Raw genomic sequence first — 18,822 nt, 5'->3', positions numbered from 1 at the left:
CGCGCCTCCAGCAAACCGTACGTACGTACTGTTACTGTAGCGCTTCCCGGATCTTGAGGGCCACCTCCGCCGCGACCGCGCGCACGGCGTCCTGATCGGTGCCCGGGTCGGCCCTGACCTGCAGCACGATGCCGTCCCGGCCCGGCACCTTCCGCTGCACGAACCACGCTCCCCCGCCCGGCAGCTCCCGGTGGTGGCGCGACCGGATCGACCCGGTCACGCGCCGGTGCACGGCGTGCGGCAGCTTGCCGGGGCTGGTCAGCGGGTACCGCTGCGGCTTCCGGTCGGTGAGCAGAACCGCGTCGCCCGCCTCCCCGGTCTCGTCGGCCTCGATCACGACCAGCACGCCGTCGCCCCACGTCACCTTGCTGAGCAGGTGCCAGCCGATCCGCCGGTAGCCGTCACCCGTCGGCACCCACAGGCCCAGCGACGTCGCCACCAGGTGCCCGCCGCCGCGGACCTCGGCCGTCTCGGCGACGCTCTCGTCCTTCTCGAGCGTGCCGGTGAAGCCGGGGGGCGTGCCGTCGCCGATCACCTTGTCGAGCAGCTTGCGCAACACACTCACGCCATGCCTCCGGCCGCCTGCTCCCCCAGCGCCTTGTAGTACTGCTCCAGCGCGACGAGGTCACCCCACAACGCACGCGCCTCGTCCGGTTCCTCGATCGGCGACAGGCGCTGCAGCCGCGACTTGATGTCGGCGATCTGCCCGGCGAGCAGCTGCCGCTGCAGCGCGGCCAGCATGCCGGCGGCGTACCGCTCGATCATGTTCTGCCTGGTGGGAATGGGTTCGACGGCCAGCTCGGTGACGAGGTTGCGGCCGATGCCCGACTCGCAGCACTTCACCACCGCGTCGATCAGCTCCGCGCCCGCGAGCCCGCTCGCCGTGCCCCCGGCCTTCAGCACCGCGCGGTGCAGCTCCGCGTAGGCGGGGTGCGTGAACACCTCCTGCGGCAGCGCGTCGTACATGGGACCGGCGAACGCCGGTTCCTGCAGCGCCAGCTTGATCACCTCGCGCTGGACGTGCAGCTGCGGGTCACGCGGGTTCGGCCGCGGCGGCCCGTCGACGTCGACCGCAAGCGCGCCCTGCCCGGGGTCGACCGGCCTGGCGGCCCGCCGCACGGGCGCCTGCGCGCCACCCGCGGTCTCCCGGACCCGGCGCACGACCGTCGCCACGTCCTCCCAGCCGACCCAGCCCGCGAGCTGGCGCGCGTACTCGTCCCGCAGCGCCATCTCCTTGATCCGCGCGACCATCGGCACGGTCCGCCGCAGCGCCTCGACCCGGCCCTCCGCGTTGTCGAGGTTGTGCGACGCCAGCTCGGTCTTGATGGCGAACTCGAACAGGGGCCTGCGGCGGGCCACGAGGTCGCGGACCGCGACGTCGCCCTTGGCCTGCCGCAGCTCGCACGGGTCCTGCCCGTCCGGCGCGATCGCGATGAACGTCTGCGCGGCGAACTTCTGGTCCTCGTCGAACGCCTTGAGCGCGGCCTTCTGCCCGGCCTCGTCGCCGTCGAAGGTGTAGATCACCTCGCCGCGGAACGCGTCGTCGTCCATCAGCAGCCTGCGCAGCACCGTGATGTGCTCGGCGCCGAACGCGGTGCCGCAGGACGCGACCGCGGTGAGCACGCCTGCGAGGTGCATGGCCATCACGTCGGTGTAGCCCTCGACCACCACGACCTGGTGGCGCCGCGCGATCTCCCGCTTGGCGAGGTCGAGCCCGAACAGCACCTGCGACTTCTTGTAGATCGGGCTCTCGGCCGTGTTCAGGTACTTGGCCTGGATCTGGTCGTCGTCGTAGAGCCTGCGCGCGCCGAACCCGACGACGTCGCCGCCGAGGTCCTTGATCGGCCACAGCAGGCGCCGGTGGAACCGGTCGATCGGCCCCTGCCTGCCCTCGCGGGACAGCCCGCCCTTGATCAGCTCCTGCAGGTCGAACCCGCGGCCGAGGAGGTGCTTGGTGAGCTTGTCCCAGCCCGCCGGGGCGTACCCGCAGCCGAACTGCACGGCCGCGGCCTGGTCGAACCCCCGCTCGGCGAGGAACTCGCGGGCCTTGACCGCCTCCGGGGTGGTGAGCTGCTCGGCGTAGAACTCGGCGGCCGCGCGGTGCGCGTCGACGAGCCTGGACCGGGTGCCCTTGTCGCGCTGGCGGCTCGGTGCGCCGCCTTCGTAGGTCAGCTGGATGCCACTGCGTTCGGCGAGCCGCTCGACCGCCTCGACGAAGCTCAGGTGGTCGATCTTCATGAGGAAGGCGATGACGTCGCCGCCCTCACCGCAGCCGAAGCAGTGGAAGGTGCCGTGGGTGGGCCGCACGTTGAACGACGGCGTCTTCTCGTCGTGGAACGGGCACAGGCCCTTCAGCGCGCCGCCGCCGGCTCGGCGCAGCGACACGTACTCGCCGACGATGTCGTCGATTCGATTGCGGTCTCGGACCGCGGCGATGTCGCTTTCCCGGATCCGTCCTGCCACGTTGTCCGAGTCTAGGCGTCCGCACCGACAGTAGGATCGCGGGTGTGACCGTCAGCGACGAGGTTCTGGCCAAGGAGTTCTCGGCCCACCGCGCGCACCTCATCGGCGTCACGTACCGGCTGACCAGCACGATCTCCGACGCGGAGGACGCGGTCCAGGAGGCGTGGCTGCGGTTGTCGGGGCTCGACGAGTCCCGTCGTGCCGAGATCCGGGACCTGCGCGGCTGGCTCACCACCGTCGTGGGGCGCATCTGCCTGGACCGGCTGCGCTCGGCCGCCGTGCAACGCGAGAAGTACGTGGGCCCGTGGCTGCCGGAACCGATCGTCACCCCCTACGGCGCGGCACCGGGCGACGATCCACTTGAGACGGTCGTGCGCGACGAAGAGGTGCGGATGGCCGCGCTGGTGGTGCTCGACAACCTCACGCCGGAGCAGCGCGTCGCGTTCGTGCTGCACGACGCGTTCTCCGTGCCGTTCTCGGAGATCGCGGAGATGCTCGGCGTCACCGAGGCCACCGCCCGCCAGCACGCGTCGCGTGGCAGGCGCGCCGCGGCCGAGGCGGAGAAGCCGGACCCCACCGACCTGGGCGCCCAGCGCGAGATCGTCGAGAAGCTGCTCGGCGCGATCCTGTCCGGCAACCTGAGCGGGGTCGTCGAGTTGCTGCACCCGGACGCCGTGCTCATCGGCGACAGCAACGGCAAGGCCCGCACCAGCCGCCGCCGCATGGTCGGCGCCGACAAGATCACCCGGTTCCTGGCGGGGCTCGTCGAGATGTACGGCCCGCAACGCATCACCCGCGGTCAGCTCGTGCTGGTCAACGGCGCGATCGGGATGGCGATCCCGGACCTGCCCGCCGAGGGCGACCTGCGGAAACTCGACCGCAGGGTGATCACGTTCGACGTCCGCGACGGGCAGGTCAGCCAGATCTACGACGTGGTGAACCCGGACAAGCTCACGCACCTGCGGCTGGCGTGAACGCCGGTCAGGAGAGGTCGGCCGTCGGGAGGCGGCACGCGTCCCCCGAGCTGAAGCCCTGGTCGCGGATGCCGAGCGAGCTGTACATCCGCGCCCGCTGGTTCTCCAGGCCGATCTGGTAGGTCAGCTCGACCACGCCCTCGTCGCCGAACTCCTCCCGCAGCTCGGCCACCTGCTCGTCGGTGACGCTGACCGGGGTCGAGGTCATCGCGTCCGCGTAGGCGACGGCCAGCCGCTCCTGCCGCGTGTAGGTCGGCGAGGTGCGGTAGTCGTCGATGTGCTTGAGCCGGTCGACGTCCAAGCCCTCGTGCTTCTGCAGCATGGTGCCGAAGTCGACGCACCACGAGCAGCCGAGCTGCTGGGCGACCCGGTACACGGCCAGCTCCCGCACGTTGGCGGGTAGCGTCCGGCTGGCTTTCTCGGCGGCCATCTCGTGCCGCGCCGCGGTCATGAACAGCTTCCGGTGCCGGGCGAGCACGGAGAACGGCTCCGGCACGACCTTGTACCGCCGCCGCGCGATCCAGTAGCCCACCCGGATCAGCGGGCTCGCGTCCTTCGTCGCCACCCCTGGGATTCTCGGCATGATCTCCTCCTCGTCTCACGCTGGGGACGAGGCCGGGCTCCCGGGTGTGACAGGGCCGGCGCCGGAAAGCACGGCACCCGGTCCCTTCGCGCACCACGGCGAACAGGGGATCACTCCTCGGGATCCACCACCCTGGCGAGGAAGTACACGACACCGGTCTCCCGGTGCCGCACCACCAGCAGGAACGGCCGGTCCACGCGCACCTCGACCGGCTGCCCCATCGGCAACGACATGAGCCGCATCATCACCGCGGTCGCGGCCGCGCCCTCGAGACCCTGCTCGTCGAGCTTCAGCACCGCCTCGTGCAGCACGGCCTGCACGGCCAGCTCGCTCGCGGTGATGCCACTGAGGTCCGCGTCCCTGGTGAAGACCGTCCGCACGCCGACCTGGTTGAGCGGTGGCGTGAGCTCGGCCTGCATCTTCACGTCGATCTTCGGCAGCGTCAGGTGCACCTGCTCCGGCCGCGGCGCGGCGAGCAGGCGGCCCAGCAGGTCCGCGTCCAGCTCCGGTTCCGCCGCCGCCAGGTCGGCGTCGGGCAGCAGGACGACCGCGTCGACGCCGCCGACCGCGGGCAGGCTCACGACCTGCCACCCGTCCGTCGCCGCGTAGCCGACCCGCTCGGTCAGCTCCATGGTCGGCACGTCCTTGGCGCCGGCGGGCGTGTGGAACGGTCGCGGCACGGTGGCGCCCTCGGCGAACCGGTGCTTCCACGCGCACTTCAGGTACAACGCGTTGACCAGCGCGGACACGGTGTCGTCGCGGATCGCGTCCGGTGGCAGCAGCTCGGGGATGAGGTCCCGGGTCGTCTTCGCGACGTCCACGTTGATCATGTCCCGGGCGCCGAGCGGGTTCTCCCGGAACGGGGCCTCCCGCACCATGCCGCTCGACCAGCGCCCCAGCTCGTCCACGTAGGAGGCGTACACGTCGATGGACTCGTCCGCCCACAACGTGTTCGCGACGGCGATGACCGGCTCGTCCTCGTTGTCCCTGGCCTCCGCCAGCACACCGGCGCGCGTCAGCAGCGCACCCAGTTCGGTCAGGTCACCCGACTTCTCGCCCAGCAGCAGCACGGCCAGCTCGTCACGGGTCAGCCCGCGGGCGCCCTGCGCGACCAGCCCGAGCGCGCTCGCCACCGAGAACGGTGACCAGCACGCGTTGGCGGTCAGGTCCGGCGCGGTGGCGCGGTGCAGGGTCAGTGTGAACGCGAGATGCGTCACCGGTTCCCCTTACCGTCGCGGGTCGGGCAGGGCGACCATCGCCGGCGGCTGCGGCACCGGTAGCTCACCGGCGTCCGCGAGCGGCCCCAGCGGCTTCGGGTGCCTCGGCTCCCGCACCCCGGCCGAACCCGCGTCGCCGTCGTCCCCCGGGCCGGGATCGAAGTCCCGGGTGCCGTGCGCCGGGACCGCTTCGCGCTTCGGTCGCCGGAACACGCCGCGGCGGCCCTTTCCGCCTCCTGGGCGCTTCGTCTTCTCAGCCATGTTTTCGAGTGTGCCACGTCACTCCGGCGCTGTCCGCTTCCCGACGAGCGCGCGGTGCCAGCTGACCGCCTGCGCGTCGGTCAGCGACGCCACCTGGTCGATCACGACCCGCAGCCGTTCCGCGTCGCCACCCGCGTGCCGCCAGGCGGGCACGAACGCGGCTTCCAGCGCGTCCGCGCCGCGGTGGGTCAGCTCCGCCACCAGCTCGGCGACCAGCTCCCGCTGCCGGCTCTGGAGCGCGAGCCGCTGCGGGTCGCTCATCACGTACCGCAGCGCCACCGCCTTCAGCAGCGCCACCTCCGCCGCGACCCTCGGCGGCACGACGAGGTCGGCGGCGTACCTGGTCAGCCCGCCGTCGCCGTGGGCCGCGCGGGTGGCGGTCACCGCGGCGGACACGAACCGGCCCACGAGTTCGCTGGTCAGCCGCTTCAACGCGACCTGCGCGCCGAGCGAGCCGTCGTACCCGGCCGCGGTCAGGTCGGCGACGACCGGGATCCCGAGCAGGTCGCGTGCCGCGTCCTCCAGCGCCGACACCGGCTCCGCGCTGAAGTACTTCGCGGCCAGCTCCGCGACCACGGCCCGCTCGCCCCGGTCGCTCAGCGCCGGGATGGAGATGCGGCCCGCGCGGACACCGTCCTCCACGTCGTGGACCGAGTAGGCGACGTCGTCCGCCCAGTCCATGACCTGCGCCTCCAGGCAGCACCGGCCCGCCGGGGCGCCCTCGCGCAGCCAGTCGAACACGGGCCGGTCGTCGGGGTACACGCCGAACTTCGCGGTGCCGTCGGTGCGCGGCCACGGGTACTTCGTCGCGGCGTCGAGGGACGCGCGGGTCAGGTTGAGCCCGTGGTCGGCGATCTTGGGCTCGAGACGGGTCAGGATCCGCAGCGTCTGGGCGTTGCCCTCGAACCCGCCGCACGCCTCCGCGACCCCGTTGAGGGCGCGCTCGCCGTTGTGCCCGAACGGCGGGTGGCCGATGTCGTGCGCGAGTCCCGCCATCTCCACGAGGTCGGGGTCGCAGCCCAGTTCCTCCGCGATGCCGCGGCCGATCTGCGCGACCTCCAGCGAGTGGGTGAGCCGGGTGCGCGGCACACCGCTGACCTCGGAGCCCTCGCCCGGCCCCACGACCTGCGTCTTCCCCGCCAGGCGGCGCAGCGCGGCGGAGTGGAGCACGCGGGCGCGGTCCCGGGAGAAGGGGCTGCGCAGCGACGGCAGCGAGTCGGGCAACAACGCGGACTTGTCCTGCTCCGCGTACCTGCGCGCGCTGTCGTGCTCGGCATACCCCGTGGTCATGCGGGGAGGCTACTTGTCGGCCCCGACATTTCCCGGCACGCCGATGTTGTCGGCGGGCGCCTTGGTCGCGCGGTAGTACAGCAGCGCGGCGGTCTCGTACAGGATGTAGCGGATCTGCGTCTGCCTGGTCTGGACGATCGGACCGCTGTGCGTCGGCGAGGTCCGTGCGTCGAGACCGGCGTCGGCGGCCATGGTCCTGGCGCGCAGCGAGTGCCACGGGTCGCTCACGATCACGACGGACCGCCAGCCCCGCTTGTGGATCTCGTCGGCGGCCGCCTCGATGCTGCCCAGGGTGTCGTTGCCCTTGCCGATGGGGATGATGTGGTCCGCCGGCACGCCGTGCCGGGTCAGCCAGCGGACGCCCGCCGAGGCCTCCGTGTAGGTGTCGCCGGGCTGGTTGCCGCCGGTGGTGACGATGTAGGGCGCGACGCCCTCGTCGTAGAGGTTCTTGGCGTGCCGCAGCCTGGCCTCGAGGACCTTCGACGGGGTGCCCGCGTACTGAGCGGCGCCGAGGACGAGCACCACGTCGGCGCTCTCCCGGTCGTCACCGCGGGCGACCTGCCAGACCCGGAAGCTCGTGCCGCCGACCACCAGGAAGCCGACGAGTAGCACGCCGAGGAGGAGGCGCCGGAGGAACCGGCGCACGGGTCTCGGCTCGTCGTGACTCACTCCGGCCATCCTTCCAGACACTGCGCGTAAAGCTGTGGATGCTACCCGCGAGGACAGACGATTTCGGGGTGGCGAGGGTTGCTTCGGGCGAGTTGTCCACAGCCGATGGAGTTGTCCACATGTCGATCTTGGTGGGGCGCGGAGGACGCGGCGGTCGGGTTTGCTGGGCGGCGTGAACGACAACCGAGCGACCTTGGACCTCGACGCGATCCCCCGCGTCTTCGACCACCTCGTGGCACCGGCCACGGAACTGATCGCGCTGGGCCTCACCACCCGCGTGATCCGCGACCGGTGCCGGGCGGGTGGCCCGTGGCAACGACTGGAATCGGGGCTCGTGCTGCTCACGAACCAGCCACCGAAGCGGGCGCAGCGCATACAGGCCGCCCTGACGGTCGCGGGCAGGGACGCCGTGCTGACCGGGGTGGACGCGCTGGCGCTGCACGGCATGACGGCCGCACGACTCGACGGTCCGGTCCACCTGCTCGTGCCACCGCATCGACAACCCAGGCTGGTGGACGGCGTCTACTTCGAACGCACCCACCAGCTCCCGGACCCACTGCATCTGGCCGGCTTCCCGGTGGCGCCGCTGCCGAGAGCGACGATCGACACGTGCCGCAGGGCCAAGGCGGCCGAGCACGTCCGCGCGCTGCTCACGGAGTCGATCTCGCAGGGCCGGATCACGCCGGCGACGCTGCGCGACGAGTTGGACCGCGCAGGCAGCCGCGGCACGGCGCTCCCGCGCCGCATGCTGGCCGAGATCGACGACAAGGTCCGCTCGATGGCGCAGGGCCTGGCGAAGCGGCTCGTCCAACGGGTCGACCTGCCCGCACCGGCATGGCGCGTCCCGATCACGTCGGCCACCGGCTCACACGTGGCGACGGCCGACGCGTGGTGGGACGAGGTAGGGCTGGCGTGGGAGGTCGACTCGTACGCGTTCGACCTCTCCCCCGCCGACGCGAAGGCGGCGCTGCGGAGAGCGGCCCGGCTGACGGCGTGCGGCGTGCTGGTGCTGCACACCCCACCGGCACAACTGCGCAACGAGCCGGACACCGTGATCGAACTGCTGCGCGCCGCCTACGACCGCGCCGCGGCCCGCCCCCGCCCGGACGTGAGGGTCCATGTCTGACAACCCGGAGATCCTGACGAACGCGGCAGCCGCCGCCCGCCTGCTCGCGCTCCTGCGCAAGCCCGCGCACGAACCATCCGACACGAACGCGACCGACGAGGAGCGGCCGCTTCCCGACCCGGCAGAGGAGAAACCATGACCACGACAGTCCCCGACCGCGAATACCCGGCAACGACCCCGCCTTCCGCGCCGCCTCACCGGATGGCACCCCGATGACGACGCTCACGACAGCGGACCTCGTCCTCCGGCCGTGGCACGACGGCGACGCGGCCGCGCTCGTGGAGATCCACCGCGATCCCGCGATGCGCCGCTGGCTCACCCGTCCGGTCACCACCCCCGAGGAGGCGACCAAGTGGTGGTGTCGCAGCAGAAGGGCTGGGCCGCGAACACCCGGCACAGCTTCGCCGTCCTCGACGACGACGGGCTCGCCGGCTGCGTGGTGCTGAAGCGCGGACGCGAGATCGGCTACTGGACAGCGGCGCACGCACGCGGTCGTGACGTCGCGTCCCGTGCGGTCCGGGCGCTGGCGACCTGGGCACGCGGCGAGGGAGCCTCCACATTGGAGATCCGCCACCAGGTGGGCAACGAGGCGTCCTGCCGAGTCGCCGAGAAAGCCGGTTTCCCACTGCGGGAAACGCTGCCCGCGACACCACCATGGCCGTTACCCGGGCACGTGCACGTCCGCGACCGACCCGCCGGAAACCCTTGGAGGACGTCTGATCTGGCATGGCCGCCTGCAACTTCTCGACGGCATCCGCTGCCGAGTCCGTGTCAGCTCGCCCTGGCGTGATGTCCCACCGGCCTACGGCTGCGGGCAGACCATCCATGGCCTGTTCCGGCGCTGGCAACGGGCCGATGCGTGATCAGTGATCCTGGCGGCCCTGCAAACCCGGACCGACGCCGCCGGACTCATCACGAGGGAGGTAAGTGTGAATTCCACGATCAACCGAGCGCATCAGCCCGCCGCTGGCGCCCGCAGCCACAGCGAACGACAGAAACAGCCACCGGACGGTGTTGGCGAACCCGAACCGGCCGATCACGCGTTCGGCCGGTCGCGGAGTGGCTGGACCACCAAACTGCATCTGCCCACCGAGCAAGGCCATCTGCTGGCCGACAAGACACACAGTTCCCGCGCCAATCGCGCCCATCTCTCCGAGCACGCGGCACCACCTGCACGCCCCCCGCCCGCCGACGAGATCCAGCACCCACGCAACCGCAGCCGGACCGGCGGGCGACACCCGCGTTCAACCCCGCCACCTACCGGCAGCGCCACGCAGTCGAGTGCGGAAACATCCGACTCAAACGCACCCGGGTCGTGGCCACAGGTTCGACCAAACTCGCAGTCCGCTACTGGCCACCAGCCGATGTGCCTTTTCCGGCCGTTGATCTTCTTGCCCGTGTCGATCCCTCGGCTGTCTCGCCGACATCGCAGGAGGGACTTCACACTCTGCGAGCCGATGATCGCCGCGGTCACGGTCGCCGTTCGGTCCTTCCGTCACGCGACGCGGCACCGTGCCGCGGTCCGCGCCGAGCCACTCGCCACGCGGTCAACATCGGCTCGATCAACGACCACCGAGCATCGGACAAGGCACTGCGATACGCACGTCGAACACCCTCCAATTTGATCAAGCCAAACAACGGCCGCCCAAACCGGGCACACCGCCACGAACCAAGATCAGATGCCCTCTTGGAGGTGATATCAGAAGGATTGTTGAGGCCTCACCAGCAGATTAGGGCGAGAAAGCCGTGGTGGATGTGGTCGTAGGCGCGTTCGGCGTAGAGCCGTTTCGGGCGGTGCTGGAGTCGACCCGCGCGGTGTGGATGCGGCCGATCTGGTTCGCCCCGGAACTCGGTGGGCATCCCACACAACGCCTTGCGGTCATCCAACCGCTTCCGCCCCGGATACCGAAACCGCCGCTCCGCCACCGGCAACAACGGTGCACTCCCACAACCCGTCTTCCACGATCCGCGGCCGCATCTCACCACTGCTGAAGCATGAACCAGCCAAGATCGTTCTGTTGCGACCTCTCAGAGCCAGCCGCGGTCCTCGGCGACCTTTGCCGCTTCCGCACGGGTGCGCGCGCCGGTCTTCCCGATCGCGGCCGACAGGTGGTTGCGCACGGTCCCCTGGGACAGCGACAGCGTGCGTGCCACGTCGGCGATCGTGCCGCCGGAGCTGGCCACGCGGAGCACGTCCCGTTCGCGGTCGGTCAACGGGCTCTGCCCGGTGGCCAACGACTCCGCCGCCAGCGCGGGGTCCACGACCCGGAGTCCGGAGTGGACTCGCCGCACCGCGTCGACGAGTTGTTCCGGCGGCGCGTCCTTCACCACGAACCCCACAGCACCCGCCGCCATGGCCCGGCTGAGATATCCGGGCCTGCCGAACGTCGTGCACACCACGATCCGACAGGAAGGCAGTTCCCGATGCAGCTCGGCCGCCGCGGTGATCCCGTCCTTGCCCGGCATCTGCACGTCCAGCAGCGCCACGTCGGGCGCCGACTCGCGGGCCGCCCGCACCACGTCGTCGCCGGAGCTCACCTGTGCGACCACCTCGATGTCCGGCTCCAGCCCGAGCATCGCGGCGAGCGCGCCGCGCACCAGCGCCTGGTCGTCGGCCAGCAGCACCTTGATCACGCGGTCACCGCCGCCGGCACGCTGGCGCGCACCACGAACCCGCCGTCCGGCGCGGGGCCGGCCGCCAGCTCACCGCCCACGGCGGCGAGCCGTTCGCGCAGGCCCGCGAGCCCGTGCCCGGAGGTGCCGTCGCCGTGAGCACCCGACCCGTCGTCCCGGATCTCGATCCACGACCGGCCGAGGCGCACCTCGCAGCGCCCCGCCCCGGAGTGCCTGATCACGTTCGTGACCCCTTCCCGAAGTACGTACGCGAACGGCTCCTGCAGTTCGGCAGGCACATTGTCGACCGCGTGCGGGAGGTCTGCCGTGATCTCCGCCGCTTGCAGGGCCACCCGCGCGCCCACGAGCTCCGCGGCCAGCGACGCCTTGCGGTGCCCGGACACCGTCGACCGCACCTCGGCCATGGCGGTCCGGGACAGCTGCTCGACGTCGCGCAGTTCGGCGATCGCTCTGTCGCCGTCGCCGGAGCTCTCGAGGATCCGCCTGGCGAGACCGGCCTTCACGGTGATCGTGGTGAGGCTGTGGCCGAGGACGTCGTGGAGGTCGCGGGCCATGCGGGCGCGTTCCTCGGCGACGGCGAGCGTCGCGATCTCGTCGCGGGCGGCCCGCAGTTCCGCGTTGGACAGGATGACCTGCCGCGTGCCGAACAACGCGATGGTGAGCACCACGAGGATCGACGCCGAGTTCAGGTCGGGCGAGCCGTCGACGATCCCGGTGCCGACGAGCAGCGTCGTGGTGACGGCGAGCCCGAGGATCAGGCCGGCCACCGGCGGTGTCTGGATGAGCGCCGCCGAGATCGCGTACGTCATGTAGACGAGGTCGTCGGGCCCCAGAAGGACGGCGAGGGTGATGCCGCACGCGGACATCACCGCGATGGCGGCGACCCGGACCCACTTCGGCGCCCAGGTCGTCGGCACGGCGATCCCGAGGTAGACACCCGCGTACAGCACCACCACCGCGACCACGGTGAACCGCACCACCCCCGAGTGCGGTGCACCGAAGACCTGGTCGAGCGGCGTGACCAGGTAGCCGAGGAACATCACGGGCAGCACCGTCCCCGCGATGCGCCCCGCGCGGGTGGGTGGCCCGACCCGCTCCTGGGGCCAGGTCCACCCGTCCCGTTTCCGCTGCTCCGCCACGACGCTCACGGTACGACGACCCGGACCGTCACACCCGCGCGCTGTCGCGGCGGTACCGGCGGACCACACCGATGCCGACCGCCGCCGTCCACACGGCGAGCACCAGCACCGCCTTGCCGAGGTCCACGGACAGGTCGGTGGTCACCGCGCCGCGGCCGATCTGGCCGAGCCAGTACGAAGGGAGGATCTGCGCCACGTCGAGCAGCCAGCCCGGCATCGAGTCGATGGGGATGAAGATGCCGCCGAGCAGGCTCATGACCATCATCGTGAGGCTCATGATCGGCTGGATGCTGTCCGGTGTGCCGAGCTGGCCGATGAGCAGACCGATCAACGCGAACGGGATGACGGCGAGCCAGATGCCGACGGTGACGCGCACCCAGCCGACGACGTCGAGCGACACGCCCTCCGCGACGGCGCCGATCAGCGGCACGAGCACGACGGCGGGCAGGGCGAGCAGCATCGCGGTGACGCCCTTGGCGGCGAGGTAGCCCGAGCCCGACAACGGGGTGAGCCGCAGCTGCCGCTGCCACCCGGCGGCTCGCTCCACCGCGAGGCGGCCGCCCGCGAACAGGGTCGCGGACAGTGCGCCGAACGCGGTCATGTTGACCATCAGCACCCCGATGGCGGCGGTGTCGCCGTTGGCGAAGATCCCTACGTAGAGGAGGAACAACAGGACCGGGAACACCACGGAGAAGATCAGGAACCGGGTGCTCCGCAGCACGCGTCGCACCTCGACGGCGAGGTAGCCGAAGCTCATGACCGGTCACCCCCGGTTTCGCTGGTGAGGGAGAGGAAGGCGCCTTCGAGGCCCATGGCGGTCACCTCGATGTCGTGCGCCTGCGGGAACGTGGTGAGCAGCGCCCGCAGCGTCGCGTCGGAGTCGCTGGACGAGATCGCGACGGTGGTGGCCCGCACCTCGACCTCGGTCACCGCGGGCAGCACGGCGAGCGCCTCCTCGGTGGCGCCCGGCACGGCGGCGCGGATGACGCGGCCGGACACGAGCGAGGTCACCTCGGCGACCGAGCCGTCGGCCACGATCCGCCCGGCGCGCATGAGGACGACGCGGTCGGCGTAGTTCTCCGCCTCCTCGAGGTAGTGGGTGGCGAAGAGGACGGTGCGGCCGGTGTTCGTGAAGCCGTGCATGGACTTCCAGAAGTCCCGGCGGCTCTGGACGTCCATGGCCGCGGTGGGCTCGTCGAGCACCAGCAGGTCCGGGTCGCTCACGAGGGCGACGGCGAACCGCACGCGCTGCTTCTGCCCACCGGAGAGCTTGTTGCAGCGGCGGTTGGCGAGGTCGGCGATGCCGCTGCGGTCCAGCGCCTCGGGGACCGGCATCGGCTTGCGGTGCAACGAGGCGACCATGCCGACGGTCTCGCCGACGGTCGCGTCGTCGAGCAGGGCGCCGCCCTGCAGCATGGCGCCGATCGCGCCCGCCGCGACGGCGTCGGCGGGCCGGGAGCCGAAGATGGTGACGTTGCCCGCGTCGGGCCTGGTCAGGCCGAGCATCATGTCGACGGTGGTCGACTTGCCCGCGCCGTTCGGGCCGAGCAGGGCGACCACCTCACCCGGCGCGATCACCAGGTCGAGCCCGTCGACGGCGCGGACGTCCCCGTAGGTCTTGCGCAGACCGGCGAGCATGACGGCGGCCCCCGCCGCGGTCCTGCTGCCGTCCTGGGAGATCTGTGTCGTGTTCACGCCGACCACGATGCTGCGCGCGGACCGCGCACACGCAGGCCGAGCGTCACCACCTGCCCATGACAAACGTCAGGGTGCGACCTCCTCGGGTGCGCGGACCGCTCGTTGTTGCGGCCCGCTCCGCACGCGAGCGTCTCGCCGACGTCCCGAGGTCAGCAGCCGAGCAGCTGGCCCGCGAGGTAGCCCTGCAGCTTGTCGAGCGACACCCGTTCCTGGGCCATCGAGTCGCGCTCCCGGACGGTCACGGCCTGGTCCTGCAGCGAGTCGAAGTCGACGGTGACGCAGAACGGGGTGCCGATCTCGTCCTGGCGGCGGTACCGGCGGCCGATCGCGCCCGCGTCGTCGAAGTCGACGTTCCAGAACTGGCGCAGGGCCGCGGCGAGGTCGCGGGCCTTCGGGGTGAGGTCGGGGTTGCGCGACAGCGGCAGCACCGCGACCTTCACCGGCGCGAGCCTGCGGTCGAGGCTCAGCACGGCACGCTTGTCGACGCCGCCCTTGGCGTTGGGTGCCTCGTCCTCGCGGTACGCGTCGAGCAGGAACGCCATCAACGGGCGGCCGACACCCGCGGCCGGTTCGATGACGAACGGCTTGTAGCGGGAGTTGGTGGCCTGGTCGAAGTAGGACAGGTCGACCCCGGAGTGGTTGGAGTGCGTGGTGAGGTCGAAGTCGGTGCGGTTGGCGATGCCCTCCAGCTCACCCCACTCCTGGCCGCCGAACTGGAACCGGTACTCGATGTCGACGGTGCGCTTGGAGTAGTGCGACAGCTTGTCGGCCGGGTGCTCGTACAGGCGCAGGTTGTCGGGCTTGATGCCGAGGTCGGTGTACCAGCGCATGCGCTCGTCGATCCAGTACTGGTGCCATTCCTCGTCGCTGCCGGGCTCGACGAAGAACTCCATCTCCATCTGCTCGAACTCGCGGGTCCGGAAGATGAAGTTGCCGGGCGTGATCTCGTTGCGGAACGACTTGCCGATCTGCCCGATGCCGAACGGCGGCTTGCGCCGCGACGTGGTGAGCACGTTCAGGAAGTTCACGAAGATGCCCTGCGCGGTCTCCGGGCGCAGGTAGTGCAGACCCTCGTCGGTCTCGACCGGCCCCAGGTGGGTCTTGAGCATCATGTTGAACTCGCGCGGCTCCGTGTAGTGGCCGCGGACACCGCAGTAGGGGCACGGCACCTCGGAGAGGTCGGCCTCGGTGACGGTGGTGCCGCTGCGGGCCGAGTAGTCCTCGGCGAGCTGGTCGGCGCGGAACCGCTTGTGACATTCGGTGCACTCGACCAGCGGGTCGTGGAACGCGGAGACGTGCCCGGACGCCTCCCAGACCTGCTTGGGCAGGATCACCGACGAGTCGATGCCGACGACGTCCTCGCGGCGCTGCACCATCGTGCGCCACCACTCGCGCTTGATGTTGTCCTTCAGCTCGACACCGAGCGGGCCGTAGTCCCACGCTGAGCGGGTACCACCGTAGATCTCCCCGCACGGGTAGACGAAGCCTCTGCGCTTGCACAGGCTGACGACGGTGTCGATGCGATCGGCGGGCATGTGCACTCCAACTGTCGCGCGCTCTCGGCCATGGCGTTCAATGGCTGTTGACGGGGGCGCGGCCGGTAAAGGTTACTCGGCAGCGGGCCGCCCCGAACGAGTGATTTCCTGCCGTCGAAACCTCGCATCGCGGTTGCCGACGGTAGCCGGATACCGCCATTAGGAGGACGCGTGCGCGAGAGGCGCTCGACGAAAGCGAAGCTGGTCGAAGGCGACGGCCCGCTGTCCCGGATGCCCCCGTTCGTGGCGTTCCTGCTGGTCGCGGCCGTGTTCGTGGTCGGCGTGGTGGTCGGCGGCGGGGTGGGCGCACTGGTCCTGGGCGTGCTGGCGGCGGCGATCGCGGTGTTGCTGGCCGTGACGTGGCGAGCACTGTCGCCGGGTGAGCGGGTGGGGCGGGTGTTCATCCTGGCTGTTCTGGTCGCCGTCGCGGTGTCGGTGCTGCTGACGAAATAGCCCGGCGGCATAGGATGTTGAACACGGTAACCAATATCCGTTTCAGCAACCGACCGAGAGGACGATGTTCCCGTGACCTCGGATGCCGCCTCGTCACCGGATCTGGCCGTCCCGCACTCGGCAGACCGGCCGACGGCCACCCGCGCCGAGCACCGGCCGGTCCACACGTTGTCCGCGGCCGGTGACCTGCTCCGCGCGCTGGCGGCGCCGGTCCGCATCGCGATCGTGCTCGAACTGCGCGCGCACGACCGCTGCGTCCACGAGCTGGTGGAGACGTTGGGGGTGGCGCAGCCCCTGATCAGCCAGCACCTGCGCGTGCTGAAATCGGCCGGCGTGGTCAACGGCGAACGCCACGGCCGCGAGGTGGTCTACCGTCTGGTCGACGAACACCTGTCGCACATCGTCGTTGACGCGGTGGCGCACGTGGAGGAAGGGGCTGCCAAGTGACGAACGGCGAAGGCCGCCCCCCGACTGTCCCGGGGCGGCGCGCGACGAAGCAGCGCGCGGCGGTGGCCAGCCTGCTGGAGCAGCTGGACGAGTTCCGCTCGGCACAGGACCTGCACGAGGAGCTCCGCACCAGGGGCGAGGGCATCGGCCTGACGACGGTGTACCGAACGCTGCAGTCCCTCGCGGACGCAGGCGAGATCGACGTACTCCGCATCGACAGCGGCGAGGCCGTGTACCGCCGCTGCTCGCGCCACCACCATCACCACCTGGTCTGCCGAGCCTGCGGCCGCACGGTCGAGGTCGAGGGCCCCGCGGTGGAGAAGTGGGCGGAAAAGGTCGCGGCGGAGAACGGCTTCTCGGAGGTCAGCCACACGGTCGAGGTCTTCGGCACGTGCGCGGCATGCGCCGCGTGCAACAGCTGACGACACGATCGAACGGCGAGCACACCGGCCCGGGCGCGCCCACAGCAGCCTCCGCCGGTGTCATCGCCACCACCCGAGCGACCGGTTCCGGCACCGCCCACAACAACGCGACCCCGAACGGCGAACACCCGCACGGATCCGCCCCCGCGGGCGAACGACAAGCCGATCGGCTCGCACGCCGCTCACGACAACGCAACCCCGGAGCCGGTGACCTGCCTGTCCGCGGCACAAACCCTCACCGCGCGGGCATGACTCCCATGCCCAGGTCGGTGCAGGTGTTCCGCCAGGTGTGGGAGCGGTAGCAGGAGCCGTTGTCGGAGAGCACGCGTTCGACGGTGACGTCGTGCTCGGCGAACCATGTGACCGCTCGTGTGAGCACGCCCGTCGCGGTGACCGCGGTGTCGGTTCCGTCGCCCGTGGACAAGTGCCCCGGACGCACGGAAGCGGCGGTTGGCCTGTGTACAACCGCCGCTTCGTGCGCCCTCGCTGTCGGTGGTCCGTGAGAGGCTGGCTACCGGGGGCCGGAGGCCGGTCCCCCTGTCAGCCGTCCGCGGGCAACCCGTTCCGTGCGATCACGTTCGAGTACCAGCGCGCGCTGTCCTTCAGCGTCCGCTTCTGCGTCTCGAAGTCCACGTGCACCAACCCGAACCGCTTGGCGTAGCCGGCTGCCCACTCGAGGTTGTCCAGCAGCGACCAGCAGAAGTACCCCCGCAGGTCGACCCCCTGCTCGATCGCCGCGTGGGCGGCGCGCAGGTGGCCGTCCAGGAAGGCGATCCGGTCCGCGTCGCGCACCGCGCCGTCCGGGGTCAGGGTGTCGGGGTAGGCGGCGCCGTTCTCCGTGATGTACATCGGCAGGCCCGGGCTCTGCTCGTTGAGCGACACGAGCAGCTCGGTCAGCCCCTCCGGCTGGACCTCCCAGTCCATCTCCGTCCTGGGGTGGCCGGACGTCAGGAACCGCACGTCCTCGGCGCCCACCCACTCCGACGGACCGTCCGGCTCACCGCCGGCGGCGACCAGGTACGCGCGGTAGTAGTTCACGCCCAGCAGGTCGATCGGCGCGCTGATGACCTCGAGGTCGCCGTCCTGGATCAGGCCCGGCAGGCCGTACGGGGCGAGGTCGGCCAGCATGTCGGCCGGGTACGCGCCCCGGAACACGGGCTCGGTGAAGATCCGGTTCTGCAGGCCGTCGATGCGCCGGGCGGCGTCCACGTCCGCGGGCGCGTCCGTCGCCGGATGCACGGGGAACAGGTTCAGCGTGATGCCCGCCGGGGTGTCCGGCGCGGCGGCACGGATCTCCCGCATGGCCAGGCCGTGCCCGAGCAGCAGGTGGTGCACGGCGGCGATGGCCGCGTCACCCGACGTCACGCCCGGGGCGTGCCTGCCGCTCGCGTAGCCGGCGAACGCCGAGCACCACGGCTCGTTCAGCGTGAGCCACCCCGCGACCCGGTCGCCGAGCTTGCCGACGACCGCCGCGGCGTACTCCGCGAACCGGTACGCCGTGTCGCGGTTGGTCCACCCGCCCTTCTCCTCCAGCGACTGCGGCAGGTCCCAGTGGTAGAGCGTCGCCCACGGGGAGATCCCGTTCTCCAGCAGGCAGTCCACGAGCCGGTCGTAGAACCCGAGGTCGGCCAGCCGCGGCCACGCCACCGAGAACCGGTACGCGCCGAGGCCGAGCGACCGCATCATGGCGATGTCCTCGGCGTAGCGGCGGTAGTGGTCGGCGCCCGGCTCCCCGGTGTCGCCGTTGTGCACGGCGCCGGGGCGACGGCAGAACTCGTCCCAGATGGACTCCACGCGGCCGTCCGCCGTCGTCGAGCCCTCGACCTGGAACGACGCGGTGGCCGCACCCCACACGAAACCGGTCGGGAAGCGGAGTGCGGTGGACTCCGACTGTTCCGGCAGTACTGACAT

Annotated in this window: 23 protein-coding genes and 2 pseudogenes; 9 read left to right on the top strand and 16 right to left on the bottom strand. The window is 71.1% G+C overall.

Annotation, left to right across the window (positions count from 1 at the left end):
• Positions 1–31: 31 nt before the first annotated feature.
• Together ACYQ77_RS10185 and dnaG are read right to left on the bottom strand one after the other, a co-directional pair.
• Positions 32–565 carry a hypothetical protein gene (locus ACYQ77_RS10185; protein WP_459709704.1) on the bottom strand — a complete coding sequence of 178 codons (534 nt, stop codon included), beginning with the start codon at positions 563–565 and terminating at the stop codon, positions 32–34.
• Positions 562–2,463 (bottom strand): DNA primase, encoded by a 1,902-nt coding sequence (dnaG, locus tag ACYQ77_RS10180; RefSeq protein ID WP_459709702.1) that lies wholly within the window; start codon positions 2,461–2,463, stop codon positions 562–564. The genes ACYQ77_RS10185 and dnaG overlap by 4 nt, the downstream gene beginning before the upstream one ends.
• A gap of 44 nt (positions 2,464–2,507) precedes the next feature.
• Between dnaG and ACYQ77_RS10175 the strand changes: the two genes are divergently transcribed.
• The gene (locus ACYQ77_RS10175; protein ID WP_459709700.1) at positions 2,508–3,437 is read left to right on the top strand and encodes a sigma-70 family RNA polymerase sigma factor; all 930 of its coding nucleotides are present in this window, start codon (positions 2,508–2,510) and stop codon (positions 3,435–3,437) included.
• Positions 3,438–3,444: 7 nt separating this feature from the next.
• Here the strand turns inward: ACYQ77_RS10175 and ACYQ77_RS10170 are convergent, their stop codons facing one another.
• From ACYQ77_RS10170 to ACYQ77_RS10150, 5 genes are all read right to left on the bottom strand, one after another.
• The gene (locus ACYQ77_RS10170; protein ID WP_459709699.1) at positions 3,445–4,020 is read right to left on the bottom strand and encodes a carboxymuconolactone decarboxylase family protein; all 576 of its coding nucleotides are present in this window, start codon (positions 4,018–4,020) and stop codon (positions 3,445–3,447) included.
• 110 nt (positions 4,021–4,130) lie between these two features.
• Positions 4,131–5,237: a serpin family protein gene (locus ACYQ77_RS10165; protein ID WP_459709698.1), complete on the bottom strand. Its 1,107-nt coding sequence runs from the start codon at positions 5,235–5,237 to the stop codon at positions 4,131–4,133.
• A gap of 9 nt (positions 5,238–5,246) precedes the next feature.
• Positions 5,247–5,498, bottom strand: coding sequence for a hypothetical protein (locus ACYQ77_RS10160; RefSeq protein WP_459709696.1), 252 nt, complete (start codon positions 5,496–5,498; stop codon positions 5,247–5,249).
• Positions 5,499–5,516: 18 nt separating this feature from the next.
• Entirely contained in the window at positions 5,517–6,788 is a 1,272-nt protein-coding gene (locus ACYQ77_RS10155; RefSeq protein WP_459709695.1) for a deoxyguanosinetriphosphate triphosphohydrolase, read from the bottom strand.
• Positions 6,789–6,797: 9 nt separating this feature from the next.
• The gene (locus tag ACYQ77_RS10150; protein ID WP_459709693.1) at positions 6,798–7,466 is read right to left on the bottom strand and encodes a YdcF family protein; all 669 of its coding nucleotides are present in this window, start codon (positions 7,464–7,466) and stop codon (positions 6,798–6,800) included.
• A gap of 163 nt (positions 7,467–7,629) precedes the next feature.
• Between ACYQ77_RS10150 and ACYQ77_RS10145 the strand changes: the two genes are divergently transcribed.
• The 5 genes from ACYQ77_RS10145 to ACYQ77_RS10125 all read left to right on the top strand — a co-directional run bounded on the left by ACYQ77_RS10145 (position 7,630) and on the right by ACYQ77_RS10125 (position 9,446).
• Complete coding sequence (locus ACYQ77_RS10145) at positions 7,630–8,583, top strand: hypothetical protein (protein WP_459709691.1); 954 nt, start codon at positions 7,630–7,632, stop codon at positions 8,581–8,583.
• Positions 8,576–8,722: a hypothetical protein gene (locus ACYQ77_RS10140; RefSeq protein WP_459709690.1), complete on the top strand. Its 147-nt coding sequence runs from the start codon at positions 8,576–8,578 to the stop codon at positions 8,720–8,722. The genes ACYQ77_RS10145 and ACYQ77_RS10140 overlap by 8 nt, the downstream gene beginning before the upstream one ends.
• Before the next feature lie 73 nt (positions 8,723–8,795).
• Positions 8,796–9,029, top strand: coding sequence for a GNAT family N-acetyltransferase (locus ACYQ77_RS10135; protein ID WP_459709688.1), 234 nt, complete (start codon positions 8,796–8,798; stop codon positions 9,027–9,029).
• A complete protein-coding gene (locus ACYQ77_RS10130) occupies positions 8,936–9,373 on the top strand; it encodes a GNAT family N-acetyltransferase (RefSeq protein WP_459709687.1) in 438 nt (145 codons plus the stop codon). Before ACYQ77_RS10135 ends, ACYQ77_RS10130 begins: the two co-directional genes overlap by 94 nt.
• Positions 9,318–9,446, top strand: coding sequence for a transposase (locus ACYQ77_RS10125; protein WP_459709787.1), 129 nt, complete (start codon positions 9,318–9,320; stop codon positions 9,444–9,446). The genes ACYQ77_RS10130 and ACYQ77_RS10125 overlap by 56 nt, the downstream gene beginning before the upstream one ends.
• Here the strand turns inward: ACYQ77_RS10125 and ACYQ77_RS10120 are convergent, their stop codons facing one another.
• The 7 genes and pseudogenes from ACYQ77_RS10120 to ACYQ77_RS10090 all read right to left on the bottom strand — a co-directional run bounded on the left by ACYQ77_RS10120 (position 9,447) and on the right by ACYQ77_RS10090 (position 15,589).
• Positions 9,447–9,743, bottom strand: a complete 297-nt coding sequence (locus ACYQ77_RS10120; protein ID WP_459709685.1) for a hypothetical protein — start codon at positions 9,741–9,743, stop codon at positions 9,447–9,449.
• Positions 9,744–9,946: 203 nt separating this feature from the next.
• Positions 9,947–10,069 (bottom strand): annotated as a pseudogene (locus ACYQ77_RS10115) (IS5-like element IS4811 family transposase); the annotation flags it as partial.
• A gap of 542 nt (positions 10,070–10,611) precedes the next feature.
• Positions 10,612–11,217 (bottom strand): response regulator, encoded by a 606-nt coding sequence (locus ACYQ77_RS10110; RefSeq protein WP_459709683.1) that lies wholly within the window; start codon positions 11,215–11,217, stop codon positions 10,612–10,614.
• Positions 11,214–12,356 (bottom strand): sensor histidine kinase, encoded by a 1,143-nt coding sequence (locus ACYQ77_RS10105; protein WP_459709681.1) that lies wholly within the window; start codon positions 12,354–12,356, stop codon positions 11,214–11,216. The genes ACYQ77_RS10110 and ACYQ77_RS10105 overlap by 4 nt, the downstream gene beginning before the upstream one ends.
• Positions 12,357–12,384: 28 nt before the next feature.
• Positions 12,385–13,113: an ABC transporter permease gene (locus tag ACYQ77_RS10100; RefSeq protein WP_459709679.1), complete on the bottom strand. Its 729-nt coding sequence runs from the start codon at positions 13,111–13,113 to the stop codon at positions 12,385–12,387.
• Positions 13,110–13,994, bottom strand: coding sequence for an ABC transporter ATP-binding protein (locus ACYQ77_RS10095; RefSeq protein WP_459709785.1), 885 nt, complete (start codon positions 13,992–13,994; stop codon positions 13,110–13,112). The genes ACYQ77_RS10100 and ACYQ77_RS10095 overlap by 4 nt, the downstream gene beginning before the upstream one ends.
• Positions 13,995–14,203: 209 nt before the next feature.
• Positions 14,204–15,589 (bottom strand): glycine--tRNA ligase, encoded by a 1,386-nt coding sequence (locus ACYQ77_RS10090; protein WP_459709677.1) that lies wholly within the window; start codon positions 15,587–15,589, stop codon positions 14,204–14,206.
• A 108-nt stretch (positions 15,590–15,697) separates the two neighbouring features.
• On the opposite strand from ACYQ77_RS10090, the gene ACYQ77_RS10085 reads away from it, so the two are divergent.
• The 3 genes from ACYQ77_RS10085 to ACYQ77_RS10075 all read left to right on the top strand — a co-directional run bounded on the left by ACYQ77_RS10085 (position 15,698) and on the right by ACYQ77_RS10075 (position 16,911).
• Positions 15,698–16,042: a DUF6703 family protein gene (locus tag ACYQ77_RS10085; RefSeq protein ID WP_459709783.1), complete on the top strand. Its 345-nt coding sequence runs from the start codon at positions 15,698–15,700 to the stop codon at positions 16,040–16,042.
• A gap of 102 nt (positions 16,043–16,144) precedes the next feature.
• Entirely contained in the window at positions 16,145–16,489 is a 345-nt protein-coding gene (locus ACYQ77_RS10080) for an ArsR/SmtB family transcription factor (protein WP_459709781.1), read from the top strand.
• The gene (locus ACYQ77_RS10075) at positions 16,486–16,911 is read left to right on the top strand and encodes a Fur family transcriptional regulator (protein WP_459709675.1); all 426 of its coding nucleotides are present in this window, start codon (positions 16,486–16,488) and stop codon (positions 16,909–16,911) included. Before ACYQ77_RS10080 ends, ACYQ77_RS10075 begins: the two co-directional genes overlap by 4 nt.
• Before the next feature lie 256 nt (positions 16,912–17,167).
• On the opposite strand, the pseudogene ACYQ77_RS10070 reads toward ACYQ77_RS10075, so the two are convergent.
• Positions 17,168–17,314, bottom strand: a pseudogene (locus ACYQ77_RS10070) (IS481 family transposase); the annotation flags it as partial.
• Between the two features lie 137 nt (positions 17,315–17,451).
• The gene (locus tag ACYQ77_RS10065) at positions 17,452–18,822 is read right to left on the bottom strand and encodes a GH1 family beta-glucosidase (protein WP_459709674.1); all 1,371 of its coding nucleotides are present in this window, start codon (positions 18,820–18,822) and stop codon (positions 17,452–17,454) included.

The sequence above is a fragment of the Actinophytocola sp. KF-1 genome, from assembly GCF_054661535.1.
The sequence above is the reverse complement of the archived record's forward strand: the minus strand, read 5'-3'. Positions and strand labels throughout refer to the sequence as shown.

Bases quoted from the DNA above. Each gene is read 5' to 3' on its own strand.
- ACYQ77_RS10170 (WP_459709699.1), bottom strand. From the start codon at position 4,020: ATGCCGAGAATCCCAGGGGTGGCGACGAAGGACGCGAGCCCGCTGATC.
- ACYQ77_RS10160 (WP_459709696.1), bottom strand. From the start codon at position 5,498: ATGGCTGAGAAGACGAAGCGCCCAGGAGGCGGAAAGGGCCGCCGCGGC.
- ACYQ77_RS10155 (WP_459709695.1), bottom strand. From the start codon at position 6,788: ATGACCACGGGGTATGCCGAGCACGACAGCGCGCGCAGGTACGCGGAG.
- ACYQ77_RS10150 (WP_459709693.1), bottom strand. From the start codon at position 7,466: ATGGCCGGAGTGAGTCACGACGAGCCGAGACCCGTGCGCCGGTTCCTC.
- ACYQ77_RS10140 (WP_459709690.1), top strand. From the start codon at position 8,576: ATGTCTGACAACCCGGAGATCCTGACGAACGCGGCAGCCGCCGCCCGC.
- ACYQ77_RS10135 (WP_459709688.1), top strand. From the start codon at position 8,796: ATGACGACGCTCACGACAGCGGACCTCGTCCTCCGGCCGTGGCACGAC.
- ACYQ77_RS10100 (WP_459709679.1), bottom strand. From the start codon at position 13,113: ATGAGCTTCGGCTACCTCGCCGTCGAGGTGCGACGCGTGCTGCGGAGC.
- ACYQ77_RS10095 (WP_459709785.1), bottom strand. From the start codon at position 13,994: ATGCTCGCCGGTCTGCGCAAGACCTACGGGGACGTCCGCGCCGTCGAC.
- ACYQ77_RS10090 (WP_459709677.1), bottom strand. From the start codon at position 15,589: ATGCCCGCCGATCGCATCGACACCGTCGTCAGCCTGTGCAAGCGCAGA.
- ACYQ77_RS10065 (WP_459709674.1), bottom strand. From the start codon at position 18,822: ATGTCAGTACTGCCGGAACAGTCGGAGTCCACCGCACTCCGCTTCCCG.